At 67.3% G+C, this 15,646-nt stretch carries 16 protein-coding genes; 15 read left to right on the top strand and 1 reads right to left on the bottom strand.

The window, feature by feature from the left end; translation table 11 throughout:
* The first annotated feature begins 2 nt into the window (after positions 1 to 2).
* The 15 genes from DW298_RS09440 (at position 3) to DW298_RS09370 (ending at position 15,059) form a co-directional block, all read left to right on the top strand.
* Positions 3 to 944: an FtsQ-type POTRA domain-containing protein gene (locus tag DW298_RS09440; protein WP_136042174.1), complete on the top strand. Its 942-nt coding sequence runs from the start codon at positions 3 to 5 to the stop codon at positions 942 to 944.
* A 186-nt stretch (positions 945 to 1,130) separates the two neighbouring features.
* A complete protein-coding gene (gene ftsZ, locus DW298_RS09435; RefSeq protein ID WP_136042173.1) occupies positions 1,131 to 2,273 on the top strand; it encodes a cell division protein FtsZ in 1,143 nt (380 codons plus the stop codon).
* Positions 2,274 to 2,299: 26 nt separating this feature from the next.
* Positions 2,300 to 2,977: a YggS family pyridoxal phosphate-dependent enzyme gene (locus DW298_RS09430; protein ID WP_136042295.1), complete on the top strand. Its 678-nt coding sequence runs from the start codon at positions 2,300 to 2,302 to the stop codon at positions 2,975 to 2,977.
* Between the two features lie 43 nt (positions 2,978 to 3,020).
* Positions 3,021 to 3,494: a cell division protein SepF gene (gene sepF, locus DW298_RS09425; RefSeq protein ID WP_029261566.1), complete on the top strand. Its 474-nt coding sequence runs from the start codon at positions 3,021 to 3,023 to the stop codon at positions 3,492 to 3,494.
* Between the two features lie 3 nt (positions 3,495 to 3,497).
* Positions 3,498 to 3,794, top strand: coding sequence for a YggT family protein (locus DW298_RS09420; RefSeq protein WP_136042172.1), 297 nt, complete (start codon positions 3,498 to 3,500; stop codon positions 3,792 to 3,794).
* A 184-nt stretch (positions 3,795 to 3,978) separates the two neighbouring features.
* Positions 3,979 to 4,575 carry a DivIVA domain-containing protein gene (locus DW298_RS09415; protein WP_136042171.1) on the top strand — a complete coding sequence of 199 codons (597 nt, stop codon included), beginning with the start codon at positions 3,979 to 3,981 and terminating at the stop codon, positions 4,573 to 4,575.
* 8 nt (positions 4,576 to 4,583) lie between these two features.
* Positions 4,584 to 5,261, top strand: coding sequence for a signal peptidase II (gene lspA, locus DW298_RS09410; RefSeq protein ID WP_136042170.1), 678 nt, complete (start codon positions 4,584 to 4,586; stop codon positions 5,259 to 5,261).
* Between the two features lie 2 nt (positions 5,262 to 5,263).
* Positions 5,264 to 6,184, top strand: coding sequence for an RluA family pseudouridine synthase (locus tag DW298_RS09405; RefSeq protein ID WP_136042169.1), 921 nt, complete (start codon positions 5,264 to 5,266; stop codon positions 6,182 to 6,184).
* Between the two features lie 48 nt (positions 6,185 to 6,232).
* Complete coding sequence (locus tag DW298_RS09400) at positions 6,233 to 6,832, top strand: GNAT family N-acetyltransferase (protein ID WP_136042168.1); 600 nt, start codon at positions 6,233 to 6,235, stop codon at positions 6,830 to 6,832.
* A gap of 31 nt (positions 6,833 to 6,863) precedes the next feature.
* A complete protein-coding gene (locus DW298_RS19635; protein ID WP_240745085.1) occupies positions 6,864 to 7,121 on the top strand; it encodes a sigma factor in 258 nt (85 codons plus the stop codon).
* Positions 7,122 to 7,426: 305 nt separating this feature from the next.
* Positions 7,427 to 10,945 (top strand): DNA polymerase III subunit alpha, encoded by a 3,519-nt coding sequence (gene dnaE / locus DW298_RS09390; RefSeq protein ID WP_136042167.1) that lies wholly within the window; start codon positions 7,427 to 7,429, stop codon positions 10,943 to 10,945.
* Between the two features lie 70 nt (positions 10,946 to 11,015).
* On the top strand, positions 11,016 to 12,224 hold the full coding sequence (locus tag DW298_RS09385) for a PrgI family protein (RefSeq protein ID WP_136042166.1): 1,209 nt from the start codon (positions 11,016 to 11,018) through the stop codon (positions 12,222 to 12,224).
* A 1-nt stretch (position 12,225) separates the two neighbouring features.
* Positions 12,226 to 13,530 carry a histidinol dehydrogenase gene (hisD, locus tag DW298_RS09380; RefSeq protein ID WP_136042165.1) on the top strand — a complete coding sequence of 435 codons (1,305 nt, stop codon included), beginning with the start codon at positions 12,226 to 12,228 and terminating at the stop codon, positions 13,528 to 13,530.
* Between the two features lie 10 nt (positions 13,531 to 13,540).
* A complete protein-coding gene (gene nrdR, locus DW298_RS09375; protein ID WP_136042164.1) occupies positions 13,541 to 14,011 on the top strand; it encodes a transcriptional regulator NrdR in 471 nt (156 codons plus the stop codon).
* Positions 14,012 to 14,021: 10 nt separating this feature from the next.
* Positions 14,022 to 15,059 (top strand): quinone-dependent dihydroorotate dehydrogenase, encoded by a 1,038-nt coding sequence (locus DW298_RS09370; RefSeq protein WP_136042163.1) that lies wholly within the window; start codon positions 14,022 to 14,024, stop codon positions 15,057 to 15,059.
* On the opposite strand, the gene DW298_RS09365 is transcribed toward DW298_RS09370, so the two are convergent.
* On the bottom strand, positions 15,034 to 15,606 hold the full coding sequence (locus DW298_RS09365) for a DUF3043 domain-containing protein (RefSeq protein ID WP_136042162.1): 573 nt from the start codon (positions 15,604 to 15,606) through the stop codon (positions 15,034 to 15,036). The two genes, DW298_RS09370 and DW298_RS09365, sit on opposite strands and share 26 nt — an antisense overlap.
* Positions 15,607 to 15,646: the final 40 nt, after the last annotated feature.

The raw sequence follows: 15,646 nt of genomic DNA, 5'->3' as shown, positions 1-15,646 counted from the left end.
CGATGCGCCGTCCCGCACCGCTTCCGTCCGCCCCGGAGAACCCGGCGGAGAAGGGCGTCGCGTCAGAACGGCGGGTGCGCCCCGGTCGTCGGAGCGACGACCTCGTCGGAGCGCGGGCCGAATCGGATGAATCGGTGCCGGAGCCTCGTGCTGACGGCGCCGCCGGGGCTGTCGCCGACGAGCCGGAGCCGACCTCCACGAGAGACGTGTGGCGAGCGGCACGGGCCAGACGCAAGGCGCTCCGCTCCGAGATCCGGCGCTTCACGCAGCGTTCCCGGCGTCGACGGATCATCTGGCTGAGCAGCATCGGCGCGGTGGTCCTGCTGATCGGGGGCAGCGTCGCGGCCGCGTACAGTCCGCTGTTCGCCGTGGAGAAGATCACCGTGGTCGGGGCTGCGAGTCTCGATCCTGCTGCGATCGAGGCTGCTCTGGGCGACCAGGTCGGCACGCCGCTCGCGCTCGTGGACACCAGCGAGGTGAAGGCCGCGCTGCTGGCGTTTCCCCTCATCGAGACGTATGCGCTGGAAGCGCGCCCTCCGCACGACCTGACGGTGCGGATCGTGGAGCGCACGCCTGTCGGCGTCATCCGATCGACCGCCGGATACACCCTCGTCGACGCCGCCGGCGTCGCGCTCTCGACCACGTCCGATCAGCCGGCGGGCCAGCCGGTGATCGACGTCGACGGCGGGGTCGAGTCGCGAGCTTTCCAGAGCGCCGGGCTCGTCGTGCGCGCGCTGCCGGCCGATGTCCGTGCCGCTCTCACGGGTGTGCGTGCGACGACCGCGGACGATGTGACGCTGACGCTCGATTCCGGATTGGTCGTGGTCTGGGGGAGCGCGGAGGAGTCGGCGCTCAAGGCGCTCACACTCTCGGTGACCATGGCTAAGAACCCGGATGCGGCGTCCATCGACGTCACGTCTCCCGAGGTGGCCGTCGTCGGCTGACGGCTTTCGCGGCAACGCCGACGGCTTTCGCGAGGGAATGGGGCGACACGCCCACGTGATCGCGCGCACGAGGGCGGGCGGCGCTTACCTTCGATCAAAGAGAACGCAATACCGGGAAATACTTTACACCTCTAGTTGAGGTTTAAGGTTCACCCTTTTCCAGGCTCGAATAATCGGAGGCCGGCCATGAGCCAGAACCAGAACTACCTCGCCGTGATCAAGGTCGTCGGCGTCGGCGGTGGCGGCGTCAATGCCGTCAATCGCATGATCGATCTCGGTCTCCGCGGAGTCGAGTTCATCGCCGTCAACACCGACGCGCAGGCGCTGCTGATGAGTGACGCCGACGTCAAGCTCGATGTGGGCCGCGAGCTCACCCGAGGCCTCGGTGCCGGTGCGGACCCCGAGGTGGGTCGACGCGCCGCCGAGGACCACGCCGAAGAGATCGAGCAGGCCCTGACCGGTGCCGACATGGTCTTCGTGACCGCCGGCGAAGGCGGCGGAACCGGAACCGGTGGCGCCCCGGTCGTGGCACGCATCGCGAAGTCGATCGGCGCCCTCACCATCGGTGTCGTCACGAAGCCGTTCTCCTTCGAGGGTCGCCGCCGCCAGAGCCAGGCCGAGGCCGGCGTCGCCAAGCTCAAGGAAGAGGTCGACACCCTCATCGTGGTGCCGAACGACCGCCTCCTCGAGATCAGTGACCGCGGCATCTCGATGATCGAGGCGTTCGCCACCGCCGACCAGGTTCTGCTCGCCGGTGTCCAGGGCATCACCGACCTCATCACGACCCCGGGTCTGATCAACCTCGACTTCGCCGACGTCAAATCGGTCATGCAGGGCGCGGGATCGGCCCTCATGGGAATCGGCTCCGCGCGCGGCGCCGATCGTGCGATCAAGGCCGCGGAGCTGGCCGTGGAGTCGCCGCTGCTCGAAGCATCCATCGAGGGTGCGCACGGCGTACTGCTCTCGATCCAGGGTGGATCGAACCTCGGCATCTTCGAGATCCACGACGCCGCCGATCTCGTCAAGGAGGCCGCGCACCCCGAGGCGAACATCATCTTCGGTACGGTCATCGACGACACCCTCGGCGACGAGGTCCGCGTGACCGTGATCGCCGCCGGTTTCGACGGCGGGGAGCCCTCCCTCCGCCTGGATCCGATGGTCGTCTCGCGTCCGTCGGCCGCGACGCTCCCCGAGGTCGCCCTCCCGGACGAGTCCGAGACCAAGAGCGAGACGGCGAAGCCCGAGCCCGTGCAGCAGCGCGTGCCGACCACGAGCATCGAACCGGCCTTCGCTGACGACGACATCGACATCCCCGAATTCCTGAAGTGACCTCGGCGATCGACGGCCAGGACCATCTGGGCCTGGCCGAGCGGTTGACGGCGATCGATGAACGCATCGCCGTCGCCGCGCGCGCCGCAGGGCGGGGGCGGGAGGAGATCACCCGTATCGTGGTGACGAAGTTCCACCCTGCCTCCCTCGTGCGCGACCTGCGTGCGCTCGGTGTGCGCGAGGTCGGGGAGAACCGTCAGCAGGCGCTGTCGGCGAAACAGACCGAGTTGGCGGCTCTCGATCTGACTTGGCACTTCATCGGTCAGGGCCAGACCAACAAGGCCGCCGCCATCCGTCGCAGCGCCGACGTCGTGCACTCGGTCGACCGCGACCGCTTCGCCGATGCCCTGCACAGGGCGGCCGAGAGCGACGACGTGCTCGACGTGCTCGTCCAGATCAACCTGACGGACGATCCAGGCCGAGGCGGCGTCGCTCCCACGGATGCGGTGGCTCTTGCCGAGCACGTGCTCTCCCTCCCGTCGCTGCGCCTGCGCGGCGTGATGGCGGTGGCGCCCCTCGATGAGGAACCGGCTGCCGCGTTCGCTCGGCTGCGCGACATCGCCGATGCCGTCCGCGTCGCCGAGCCCGCCGCGTCCTGGATCTCAGCCGGGATGACCGGAGACTTCGCCGAGGCGATCGCCGCCGGTGCGACACACCTGCGGATCGGCTCCGCAATCACCGGCCCCCGGCCCGACCGGGGTTAACCTGTGAAAAGACCAGCCCCAAACGTTCGAACCGGAGGACACGATGGGTAACCCGCTGAAGAAGACCATGGTGTATCTCGGCCTCGCCGACGAGGAAGAGGTCTACGAGGAGGAGGCGCAGGCACCTGCCCGCGCTCACCGCGAACGCGACCGTGACCGCGAGGAGCCCGCACCGGCTCCCGTCACGCCGCTGCGTCGCCCCGTCGCCGTCCGCCAGCCGTCTGCAGGAGCCGTGAACGAGATCCTCACCGTCCACCCGAAGCAGTACCGCGATGCGCAGCTGATCGCCGAGAGCTTCCGCGAGGGCGTCCCCGTCATCATCAACCTCTCCCAGATGAGCGATGCCGATGCGCGTCGCCTCATCGACTTCGCGAGCGGGCTCTCCCTCGGTCTGTACGGCCGTATCGAGCGCGTCACCTCGAAGGTGTTCCTGCTCTCGCCGGAGAACATCGCGGTTTCGGGCCACGGGGGCATCGCACACGCAGACGCTGAGTCTGCGGGCTTCGACCAGTCGTAACTCGTGGAGCTGGTCTCCGTCGCGGCGAGCATCGTCCATCTGCTGCTGCTGCTGTACATCTTCGTGCTCTTCGCGCGCCTCATCCTGGACTACATCCCGATGTTCAATCGGGAATGGCGTCCGAAGGGTTTCGGTCTGGTCGCCGCTGAGGCCGTCTACACGGTCACCGATCCACCCATCCGGTTCTTCCGGCGGCTCATCCCGCCCCTGCGGATCGGGTCGCTGTCCCTCGACTTCGGGTTCACGCTCACCCTGCTGGTGGTACTGATCCTGATGAACATCGTGCGGCTTTTCATTTGACGAACACCGCCTGATTCTCCCGTCGGGCACGCCCCGAGTTCCCGCAGTCTGGGTGTCGCGACATCGCGGCGCTGTGGCGCGGGGGCTATGCTGGCACCCAGGTGCGCGCCCCGGGTTCGCGCCACATCACGACCACGCCATACATCGATACTGGCATTCGAACTCATCGAAAGAGGAGCCACTCATGGCACTTACCCCGGATGACGTCGTCACCAAGCAGTTCCAGCACGTCCGTTTCAAGGACGGCTTCGACCCGGACGAGGTGGACGACTTCCTCGACGAGATCGTCATCGAGTGGCGCAAGGCTCTCGAGGAGAACGTCGAGCTGAAGGCCAAGCTGGCAGCGTACGAATCCGGCGCCGCTCCCGAGGCTGCCGCACCGGCAGCTCCGGCCGCGACCGAAGCCCCCGCGCCCGTCGCCGAGGTGCCTGCAGAGCCTGCTCCGACGGGTTCCGCGACCGCGACGGCCGGCATCATCGAGCTCGCGCAGCGTCTGCATGACGAGCACGTGGCCGAGGGTGAGGCGAAGCGCAACGCGCTCATCGCCGAGGCCGAGACCGAGGTCGCGCGCATCCGCACCGAGGCCGAGGCGAAGCAGCGCGAAGAGTCGGCACGCCTGGAGCGCGAGCGCAACACGCTCGAAGCCCGCATCACCGAACTCCGCAACTTCGAGCGCGACTACCGTTCGCAGCTGCGCGGCTACATCGAGGGCCAGCTTCGAGAGCTCGACGAGAAGTCGGCGTCCACGGACTCCACGCCCGTCTCCGCGATCGGTCTGTAAGGCGCCTCTTGTCAGGACGCCCGCCCCTTCGTCGGTCGGCGGCCGGTGCGATCGTTGCGATTCTCGCAGCGCTCGTGCTGGCCGCCGATCAGTTTGTGAAGTACCTCACCATCGAGAACCTGCCTCTGCATGAGCCGGTTCCGGTTCTCGGCGAGTTCCTTCAGCTGTACTACGTCCGCAACCCCGGCGCGGCATTCTCGCTCGGCTCCGAGGTGACGTGGATCTTCACGATCGCCCTCGCGGTGGTGGCGTCGATCATCATCTGGAAGGCGTTCGGCCTCAGGTCGCGGCTGTGGGCCGTGGTGCTCGGTTGCCTGCTCGGCGGTGTGCTGGGCAACCTCACGGACCGTCTGCTCCGTGAGCCCGGTTTCCCTGTCGGACATGTCGTCGACATGATCTCCATGCCGTGGATGATGCCCGCGATCTTCAACGTGGCAGACATCTTCATCGTGACCGGCATGATCTCGGTCGCACTCCTCGTCGTGTTCGGGCTTCGCTTCGACGGCACGCGCGAGCGCGACCATGCCGTGGTCGAGACGGAGGAGGAAGCAGAGGCCGCAGCGGCGGCTGCTGTCGCCGCCACCGAGACCGACGCCGACGTCATGCCGGCGGACGCGCCCGCCGGTCGCGCAGACGACGACGATGCGCCCTCGGAGGGTGCGGCTCCCGCATCCGAAGGTCGCTGATCGTGGAATCGCGGTCTCTGCCGGTGCCCGACGGCTTGGACGGCACTCGCGTCGATTCAGCCCTGGCGAAGCTCATGGGCTTCTCCCGCACCTTCGCCGCCGACGTCGCCGCAGCAGGCGGTGTGCGGTTGGACGGCGTGACACTCGACAAGTCCGACCGCCTCCGCGGCGGCGGGTGGCTCGATGTGGAGTGGCGGCCGAAGGAAGCACCGAAGATCGTCCCGATCGCGGTGCCCGAACTCGGCATCGTGTACGACGACGACGACATCGTCGTGGTCGACAAGCCCACCGGCGTCGCGGCGCATCCGTCGGTCGGTTGGGAGGGCCCCACGGTCGTCGGCGCTCTCGCGGCCGCAGGATTCCGTGTCGCCACGAGTGGCGCGCCCGAGCGTCAGGGCGTCGTGCATCGGCTCGATGTCGGCACCAGCGGTCTGATGGTCGTCGCGAAGTCCGAGCACGCCTACACGGTTCTGAAGCAGGCGTTCAAGGACCGCACGGTCGAGAAGATCTATCACGCCGTGGTGCAGGGGCATCCGGATCCGCTGGCGGGCACGATCGACGCGCCGATCGGGCGGCACCCGAACCACTCCTGGAAATTCGCGGTGGTTCCGGACGGCAAGCCCTCGGTCACTCATTACGAGACGCTCGAGGCCTTCCCCGGTGCTTCGCTCCTGGAGATCCATCTCGAGACGGGCCGCACTCACCAGATCCGCGTGCACATGGCGGCGCATCGGCATCCCTGCGTCGGGGACCCGCTCTATGGAGCCGACCCGACGCTGTCGGCTCGGCTCGGGCTCACTCGGCAGTGGCTGCACGCGCACCAGCTCGCGTTCGCCCATCCGGCGACGGGGGACTGGGTGCAGTTCGAATCCCCGTATCCGGAGGACTTCCGGCACGCACTGGATGTGCTGCGCGGCGAATAGCCCGTGCGTCGGCGTTGCGATGTCGGCCGTCTCCGGCACACTGATCGCATGGACATCGAGGTTCGACCAGCAACGGAGTTCGACGATGTCGCGGCGCTCGTCGGCCCGAAGAAACCGACGTCGAACGTCTGCTTCTGCCTGAGCTATCGCATCGGCAGCAAGGAGAACGTCGCGCTGCGCGGGGAGCAGCGCGCTGATCGTGTGCGGGAGCTGTGTCATCAGGATCCGCCACCCGGCGTGATCGCGTACCTCGATGATGAGCCGGTGGGCTGGGCGGCGCTGCACCCGCGGCGTGAGACGAGCTTCGCCCGCAATCGGCTGATCCCACATGTCGACGACCTCGACGTGTGGTCGCTGTGGTGCTTCCGCGTGCGGCCGGGGCACCGCAAACAGGGCATCTCCCACGCGCTTATCGAGGGAGCTGTGGCATACGCGAAAGAACGCGGAGCCCCGGCCATCGAGGGGTACCCCGTCGACAACGCCGGGGAGAAGGTGAATCTCACCATGGCGTACGTCGGCACTCGAGCGCTCTTCGAGAGCGCGGGGTTCGCGAAGGCGGCGGACACGGGTTCCGTGCTCGACGGGTTCCCTCGGGTGTTGATGAGGCTCGATCTGGGCGCGTCACGAAATTCTTCGAAGAAAGCGTGAACCGTTCGATGCCACACGGGCAATACACAGCGTGAGCACAGACAGCGAGATCATCCAGCGATCTCTTCAGCAGCCGGCGGCGTTCGCCGAGCTCTTCGATAGACATGCGCGCTCCGTGAACGCGTTCGCGACCTATCGCATCGGACGGCACGCCGCGGAAGACGTGTTGAGCGAGACGTTCCTTGTCGCCTTCCGCCGCCGCGCAGACTACGACGCCAACGTCGAATCAGCAGTGCCCTGGCTGCTCGGCATCGCCTCGCGCGTGATTCGCAGGCATCGGGCGGTGTAGGCAAAGCACTGGCGGTCGTTCGCAGGATCCGTCGCGGGCGAGGAGCAGTTGTCGGACGGTGGGTTCGACGAATGCGATGACGAGGGTCGACGCCGAGCGCCCGGTGCAGTCGATGACGTCCACCAGGGAGCTGGCGCCGATGATCGCGTCGCTCTCAGCTGCTGTCTGCCTGGGGAGATCTCACCTACGAAGAGATCGCGATCGCCCTCGGCGTCGCGGTGGGGCCGTCCGATCGCGCATCAACCGCGTGCGGACGAGACTGGCACCGACCTTCGGTGTCGGGGCTCCGCCGTAGACTCGAAGGCATGGCATCCGACTCCTTCGTCCACCTTCATGTGCACAGCGAGTACTCGATGTTGGACGGTGCGGCGAAGATCAATGCGATGACCCAGGCGGCCGCCGAGTACGGCATGCCGGCCATCGCGGTGACCGATCACGGCAACACCTTCGCGGCGTTCGAGTTCTACAACGCGGCGCGGAACGCGGGCATCAAGCCCATCATCGGGCTCGAGGCGTACATGACCCCGGGCACCCACCGCAGCGACAAGACACGCGTGCAGTGGGGCTCGCCCGACCAGAAGAGCGACGACGTCTCCGGTTCAGGCGCCTACACCCACATGACGATGTGGAGCCAGAGCACCGAAGGCATGCACAACCTCTTCCGGATCAGCTCCCGGTCGAGCATGGAGGGCTACTATTTCAAGCCGCGCATGGACCGCGAGCTGCTCCAGACCTATGGCAAGGGGATCATCGCGACGACGGGGTGCCCGTCGGGCGAGGTGCAGACACGACTCCGGCTCGGCCAGTACGACGCGGCACGGGCGGCGGCCGCAGAGTTCCAGGACATCTTCGGCAAGGAGAACTACTTCGCCGAGATCATGGACCACGGTCTCTCCATTGAGCGACGGGTCATGACCGATCTGCTCCGGCTCGCGAAAGACCTCAACATCCCGCTCGTCGCCACCAACGACTCGCACTACACGCACCAGCACGAGGCCGACGCGCACGAGGCGCTCCTGTGCGTCCAGTCGGGCTCCACCATGGACGACCCGAACCGGTTCAAGTTCGACGGCGACGGCTACTACATCAAGACGGCCGCCGAGATGCGGCAGCTGTTCCGCGATCACCCCGAAGCGTGCGACAACACCCTGCTGATCGCCGAACGCTGCGAGGTCGAGTTCGACACCTCGGCGAACTACATGCCGCGGTTCCCGGTGCCGGACGGCGAGACCGAGGACAGCTGGCTCATCAAAGAGGTCGAGACGGGTCTGCACTACCGGTACCCGGGTGGCATCCCCGACAAGGTGCGCAAGCAGGCGGAGTACGAGACCGGCATCATCCTGCAGATGGGCTTCCCCGGCTACTTCCTCGTCGTCGCCGACTTTATCAACTGGGCCAAGGACAACGGCATCCGCGTCGGTCCCGGCCGTGGCTCCGGTGCCGGTTCCATGGTCGCGTATGCGATGAAGATCACCGACCTCGACCCCCTCGAGCACGGTCTGATCTTCGAGCGGTTCCTGAACCCCGACCGCGTCTCGATGCCTGACTTCGACGTCGACTTCGATGACCGGCGTCGTGGCGAGGTCATCGACTACGTCACCGAGAAGTACGGCTCGGAGCGCGTCGCCCAGATCGTCACGTACGGCACCATCAAGTCCAAGCAGGCTCTGAAGGACGCGGGTCGTGTGCTCGGCTTCCCGTTCAGCATGGGGGAGCGCCTGACCAAGGCGATGCCGCCGCCCGTCATGGGTAAGGACATGCCGCTCGACGGGATGTTCGACTCTGCGCACCCCCGTTACAAAGAGGCGAGCGAGTTCCGTGCGCTGATCGAGACCGACCCCGAGGCGAAGACGGTCTTCGACCGCGCGCTCGGGCTCGAGGGACTGAAGCGGCAGTGGGGTGTGCACGCCGCCGGCGTCATCATGTCGTCCGACCCGCTGCTCGACATCATCCCGATCATGAAGCGCGAGCAGGACGGCCAGATCGTCACGCAGTTCGACTACCCGTCGTGCGAGTCGCTCGGTCTGATCAAGATGGACTTCCTGGGGCTCCGCAACCTCACGATCATCTCGGACGCGCTGGACAACATCCGGACGAACCGTGGCGAGGAGCTCGACCTCGAGCACCTCGGCCTCGACGACCCGGGCGTGTACGAGCTGCTCGCGCGCGGCGACACTCTGGGTGTCTTCCAGCTCGACAGCCCGCCGCTGCGCTCGCTGATGCGCCTGATGAAGCCCGACAACTTCGGTGACATCTCGGCCCTCATCGCCCTGTACCGTCCCGGGCCCATGGGAGCGAACTCGCACACCAACTACGCGCTGCGCAAGAACGGTCTTCAGGAGATCACCCCGATCCATCCCGAGCTCGAGGAGCCGCTGGCAGAAATCCTTCAGGAGTCCTACGGCCTCATCATCTACCAGGAGCAGGTGATGGCGATCGCCCAGGCGGTGGCCGGGTTCAGCCTCGGACAGGCAGACATCCTGCGCCGCGCCATGGGAAAGAAGAAGAAGTCCGAGCTCGACAAGCAGTACGAGGGCTTCGCGGGCGGCATGAAGCAGCGCGGGTTCGGCGAGGCGGCGATCAAGGCGCTCTGGGACATCCTGCTGCCCTTCTCGGACTACGCTTTCAACAAAGCCCACTCTGCCGCGTACGGTCTGGTGTCGTACTGGACCGCCTACCTCAAGGCGCACTATCCCGCCGAGTACATGGCGGCGCTGCTGACCAGCGTCGGCGACTCCAAGGACAAGATGGCGCTGTACCTGAACGAGTGCCGCCGCATGGGTATCAAGGTGCTCCCGCCCGATGTGTCGGACTCGATCAACTACTTCGCGGCCGTCGGCGACGACATCCGCTTCGGTCTCGGCGCTGTGCGCAACGTCGGCAGCAACGTCGTCGACGGCATCGTGCGGGCTCGAAAGGACGAGCGGTTCACCTCGTTCCACCACTTCCTCGACAAGGTGCCGCTGCACGTCTCGAACAAGCGCACCGTCGAGTCGCTGATCAAGGCCGGCGCCTTCGACTCGATGGGAGACACGCGGCGGGCCCTCATGGAGGTGCATGAAGACGCGGTCGAGGCGGCCGTCGACCGCAAGCGCAACGAGGCCCAGGGCGCGATCGGCTTCGACTTCGACAGCCTCTACGACGGCATGGAAGAGGCGGCGCCCGCCAAGGTGCCCACGCGTCCGGAGTGGATCAAGAAAGACAAGCTCGCCTTCGAGCGGGAGATGCTTGGGCTCTACGTCTCCGATCATCCGCTCGCGGGGCTCGAAGTTCCACTGGCGAAGCACGCGTCGATCTCGATTCACGACCTCAACAACTCCGAGGACCTCCAGGACGGCGACCAGGTGACGGTCGCGGGGCTCGTCACCAGCGTGCAGCACCGCGTCGCCAAGGCCAGCGGAAACCCCTACGGCATGATCACCGTCGAGGACTTCAACGGTGAGGTGACCGTGATGTTCATGGGGAAGACCTACACCGAGTTCCAGCACACGCTGCAGCAGGATGCGATCCTCGCTGTCCGCGGGCGCGTCTCGCGACGGGATGACGGGCTCAACCTCCATGCCCAATCGGCGTTCGCGCCCGACATCGGATCGTTCGATGCCGCGGGTCCGCTGGCGCTCGTCCTCCCCGAGCAGCGTGCGACGGAACGCGTGATGACGGAGCTCGCCGAGGTTCTTCGTCGGCACAACGGCGACACCGAGGTGCTGCTCCGAGTGCACCGCGGGGGTACCGCGAAGGTGTTCGAAGTGCCGATGCCCGTCAAGGTCTCGGCAGACCTGTTCGGCGACCTCAAGTCGCTGCTCGGACCCACCTGTCTGGGGTGAGCGGGTAGGATCGTGAGCCGTCGACAGCACGGCGAAACTTCCCGTCGAGCACTGTGACGAAAGGACCATCATGAGTACGGACACCTCCGAACCCGACCTTCCCGAGTCCGACCCCGAGGACTCGATCTTCAGTGACGACGACGGCGTTCTGTACGACGATGAAGTCACGCCGGAATTCGGCATCTTCGGGTTCACGCTGCGCGAGCTGCTGATCGTCGGAGTGTGGGCGGTCTCCTTCATCCTGTCCTTCTTCCCGCTGACCGGCGGCCTGTCGCTGTGGGGCGTCGGCATCCAGTGGATCCTTCCGATCGCGCTTCCGACGGTGGCCGTGTTCCTCCTGGTGCTGCGTCGCTTCTCGCCGGACGGCATCCGCCGGGTGGGCTCGTTGGGCATCGATCAGTTCGCCTCGGTGACGTTCTCCGTCGCGGCTGTCGTCTGGGTCGGGAATTTGTGGCTCTCGATCTCGGGGCTCATCGCCACCGGCTACTGGGGGCTCCCGTGGAACGGCGTGGGGATGGTCATCACCTCTCTTGCACTGGTCGTGCTCACCGTCTTCGCCCCGATCATTCCGGGCCTGAAAGAGGACTTCCACGGACGTCTCGTCACGCTCGCCCATCGCAATGCCAATCCGGTGCGACCGGTGATCGCACGCCCACGCCCTGAGCCCGCGCCCGTCGCCGAATCGGCCGCGGCCACCAGTGACACTCCGGCCGATGTCACGGTGGACGGATCGGCACTGCCTCCCGTGACCGACCTCGACGACGAGACGACCGGCCGACAGGCGACGGACGAGATCGCGCGATTCGACCTCGCGGAGCAGGTTCCCCTCACGGCGCATGCGTCCGGGGGCGGAGTCGGGACGGATCACGACGCCTCCGACGAGGAGTACACGCCCGCGTACTCACGTCGTTCCCGCGGACAGGAGCCCGAGATCGTCTCGGACACCGGGAGCATCGAGTCACTGCTCGAGACGGCGGCGACCTATGAGACCGGCGATGTCACAGCCGAGAACGAGCCCCGCATCGTGGAGGGCCTGGCCGATGGCGACCCGGATCTCGATGCGACGAACCCGCGCGAGACGACGCCCGCCGCGCAGCCGTTCTGGATTCTCGCCGCCTCCGAACGGGATGTGCATGACGAGCGGGGAGAGCCGCTGTTCCGCATCGGACCGAGCGCCTGGGCACTCGTGATCGAGGACCGTGGAGGTGCCTATGTCGTCCGACATGACGACGGACGGATCGGCTACCTCCACGACATCTCCGACATCTCGAAGGGCTGAAATGCGCACGATCGACCTGCGGGGGCGCGAGCTCTCGCCCGCTGACATGCTCGCGGCCGTACCCCGCGCCGCACAGGCGCGTGCGGAGGCGCTCGACACCGCCGCACGCATCGTCGAGGACGTGCGCGTCCGTGGTGAAGCGGCGCTCCGGGAGCAGGCCGAGCAGTTCGACCGGGTGACCGGTCACGAGGTCCGTGTTCCTGCGGAGCACACCGCCGAGGCGCTCGCATCCCTCGAACCCGCCGTCCGTGCCGCGCTCGAAGAGGCGATCGTCCGCGTGCGCCGCGGATCCGAAGCCCAGGTGCCGACGGCTCGGACCACCGAGATCGGCCCCGGGGCCCGCATTCTGCAGCGGTGGCAGCCCGTGCACCGCGTGGGCGTTTACATCCCCGGCGGCAAGGCGGTCTACCCGTCGAGTGTGATCATGAACGTGGTTCCCGCACAGGTGGCAGGTGTCGAGCAGATCGCGCTGGCTTCGCCACCGCAGGCCGATCAGGGAGGGCGAATCCACCCGACGATTCTGGCGGCCGCCGCCCTGCTGGGCGTCACCGAGGTCTATGCCATGGGGGGAGCCGGCGCAATCGGCGCGTTCGCGCATGGTGTTCCGTCGCTGCGCCTCGACCCGGTCGATGTGGTGTCGGGTCCCGGCAACAACTACGTCGCGTCTGCGAAGCGCGCCGTAGCCGGTGTCGTCGGCACGGATTCCGAGGCCGGCGCGACAGAGATCCTCGTCGTCGCCGATGCCGAGGCCGACCCGCGACTCATCGCTGCGGACCTCGTCAGCCAGGCGGAGCACGATGAGCAGGCTTCCGCCGTCCTGGTGACGGATGCGGTCGAGCTCGCTGATCAGGTCGCCGTCGAGGTCGCGCGTATGGCGTCGGTCACACGCCACAGCGAGCGTGTCGCCGCGTCTCTGGGCGGTCCGCAATCCGCGATCGTCCTCGTCGACGACCGTGCCATGGCGACGGCTTTCAGTAACGCCTATGCTCCCGAGCACCTCGAATTGCATCTCGTCGACGCCGAGGATGCGGCTGCGGCGTTCACCAGCGCCGGTGCGGTGTTCGTGGGCGACCAGACTCCCGTCAGCCTCGGCGACTACATGGCGGGGAGCAACCATGTGCTCCCGACCGGCGGTCAGGCGCGCTACGCGCCGGGTCTCGGGTCGTACACGTTCCTGCGCCCGCAGCAGGTGATCTCCTACGACCGTGCCGCGCTGGCCGAGGTTCGCGCCGGTGTCGTCGCCCTCGCCGAGACCGAGGTGCTCCCCGCGCACGGTGAGGCGATCGAGGCGCGTTTCAGCGCGTAGGATCGGTCAGATGCACTGCCCCTTCTGTCGTCACCCCGACTCCCGCGTCATCGACTCGCGCACCAGCGACGACGGGCTCTCGATCAGACGGCGCCGTCAGTGCCCCGAGTGCGGGGGCAGGTTCACGACCACCGAGACGGCGAGCCTCAACGTCATCAAGCGCTCCGGCGTCATGGAGCCGTTCAGCCGCGAGAAGGTCATCTCCGGCGTGCGCAAAGCGTGTCAGGGGCGGCCCGTGACCGAGGCCGACCTCGCCATCCTCGCGCAACGGGTGGAGGAGGCCGTCCGCCAGACCGGTGTCTCGCAGCTCGACGCGAACGAGATCGGTCTCGCTATCCTGGGTCCGCTGCGTGAGCTCGACGAGGTCGCGTTCCTGCGCTTCGCCAGTGTCTACCAGGCATTCGACTCCCTCGAGGACTTCGAGGCAGCGATCACCGACCTGCGCGCCGACCACACGAAGCAGGAGCCCGCGGACCGGTAATCTGGCAGGGATGTATCCGCTGCTCTTTCGCGCTGTCCTCTCGCGCTTCGACCCTGAGTTCGCCCATCACGCCGGAATGGCGGTGATCCGCGTTCTGGGCGTGCCCCCCTTCTCCTGGGCGACGCGCGCGATGACGCGCCCGGACCCCTCGCTGCGCGTCGAGGCGCTGGGTCTGACCTTCCCCTCGCCGTTCGGCATCGCGGCCGGGTTCGACAAGAACGCGGTCGGGGTGCGTGGTTTGGCTGCGCTCGGCTTCGGGCACGTGGAGGTCGGGACGATCACGGCGGTTCCGCAGGACGGCAACCCGAAGCCGCGGCTGTTCCGGCTCATCGCCGATCGCGCGGTCATCAATCGGATGGGCTTCAACAACGCCGGCGCGGATGCGGCAGCACGCCGTCTCGCCCGCCTGCGTCGTGGTGCCCCGGACACGGTCGTCGGTGTCAACATCGGCAAGAGCCGGGTGGTGGACGTGGAGCACGCGACCGCCGACTACGTGGCCTCCGCAACCCGCCTCGCCCCGCTCGCCGACTACCTCGCGGTGAATGTGTCGTCTCCCAACACGCCGGGGCTGCGCGGGCTGCAGACGGTGGAGACTCTCGCCCCACTCCTGCGCGCGGTCAAGCAGGCCGCCGGCGCCACCCCGCTGCTCGTCAAGATCGCCCCCGACCTGCCGGATGAGGAGATCGCGGCGATCGCGCAGCTGGCGGTCGCCGAAGGTCTCGCGGGCATCATCGCGAACAACACGACGATCAGTCGAGACGGCCTGCTCGCGGACGCGGCGAAAGTGGAGGCTGCCGGTGCCGGCGGTCTGTCGGGTGCGCCGCTGAAGCAGCGCTCGCTCGCAGTGCTGCGCGTCGTGCGCGCTGCGGTGCCCGCCGACTTCTGCGTGATCGCGGTCGGCGGTGTCGAGACGCCTGCCGATGTGCAGGAGCGTCTGGAAGCGGGCGCCACTCTCGTGCAGGGTTACACGGCGTTCCTGTACCGCGGTCCGTTCTGGGGCCGCGAGATCAACAGGGGACTGGTCAGTCGGGGTACTGCCCGCGCTTGACCTGCGGCTTCGGCAGGCGCATGAATCGCATCTGCAGGGCCCGCATCGCTGCGTACCAGCCGAGGCCGCGCTCGAGGCGCTCCTTGCCGAATTTCGCCGCGGCCTTGCGCTTGACCCGCATGCTCAGCAGGATCATGCCGCCGATCGCGATCACCAGGTAGCCCATCATCACCGCGTACGCATAGAACGAGATCATCATGTTCGTGGGCAGCAGCGAGGCGAGGATGACCAGCACCATCACGCCCATCACGAACTCGGCCGGGTGCCAGCCCGCGTCGACGTAGTCGCGCACCCAACGACGCTGGGGGCCCTTGTCGCGGACGGGGAGGTACTTCTCCTCGCCGGCGGCCATACCGGCCTGCGCTTTGGCTCGGCGCTCGTTGAGCTCGGCCTTGGCAGCTGCCTTGGCTTCCTTGGTGTTGGCGACCAGGGGGCGGCGACGAGCGGCCTCCTGCTCCGCACGGGTCGGCGTCGCGCGTCCCTTTCCGACGGCTGGCGTCTCGGAGGCGTCGTCGTTCGTCGAAGGGGAGACAGGGGTAGTGGCCACGGAGTTCCTCGGTTCGCTGCGGGGGATCACCTTAAGATTA

Source organism: Microbacterium sp. A20, assembly GCF_004794515.1.
In the GTDB taxonomy this organism is placed as follows: domain Bacteria; phylum Actinomycetota; class Actinomycetes; order Actinomycetales; family Microbacteriaceae; genus Microbacterium.
Note: the sequence above shows the minus strand (reverse complement) of the source record. Positions and strands in the feature narration are given on the sequence as shown.

Bases quoted from the DNA above. Each gene is read 5' to 3' on its own strand.
- DW298_RS09440 (WP_136042174.1), top strand. From the start codon at position 3: ATGCGCCGTCCCGCACCGCTTCCGTCCGCCCCGGAGAACCCGGCGGAG.
- dnaE (WP_136042167.1), top strand. From the start codon at position 7,427: ATGGCATCCGACTCCTTCGTCCACCTTCATGTGCACAGCGAGTACTCG.
- DW298_RS09415 (WP_136042171.1), top strand. From the start codon at position 3,979: ATGGCACTTACCCCGGATGACGTCGTCACCAAGCAGTTCCAGCACGTC.
- hisD (WP_136042165.1), top strand. From the start codon at position 12,226: ATGCGCACGATCGACCTGCGGGGGCGCGAGCTCTCGCCCGCTGACATG.
- DW298_RS09400 (WP_136042168.1), top strand. From the start codon at position 6,233: ATGGACATCGAGGTTCGACCAGCAACGGAGTTCGACGATGTCGCGGCG.
- ftsZ (WP_136042173.1), top strand. From the start codon at position 1,131: ATGAGCCAGAACCAGAACTACCTCGCCGTGATCAAGGTCGTCGGCGTC.
- sepF (WP_029261566.1), top strand. From the start codon at position 3,021: ATGGGTAACCCGCTGAAGAAGACCATGGTGTATCTCGGCCTCGCCGAC.
- nrdR (WP_136042164.1), top strand. From the start codon at position 13,541: ATGCACTGCCCCTTCTGTCGTCACCCCGACTCCCGCGTCATCGACTCG.
- DW298_RS09370 (WP_136042163.1), top strand. From the start codon at position 14,022: ATGTATCCGCTGCTCTTTCGCGCTGTCCTCTCGCGCTTCGACCCTGAG.
- DW298_RS09385 (WP_136042166.1), top strand. From the start codon at position 11,016: ATGAGTACGGACACCTCCGAACCCGACCTTCCCGAGTCCGACCCCGAG.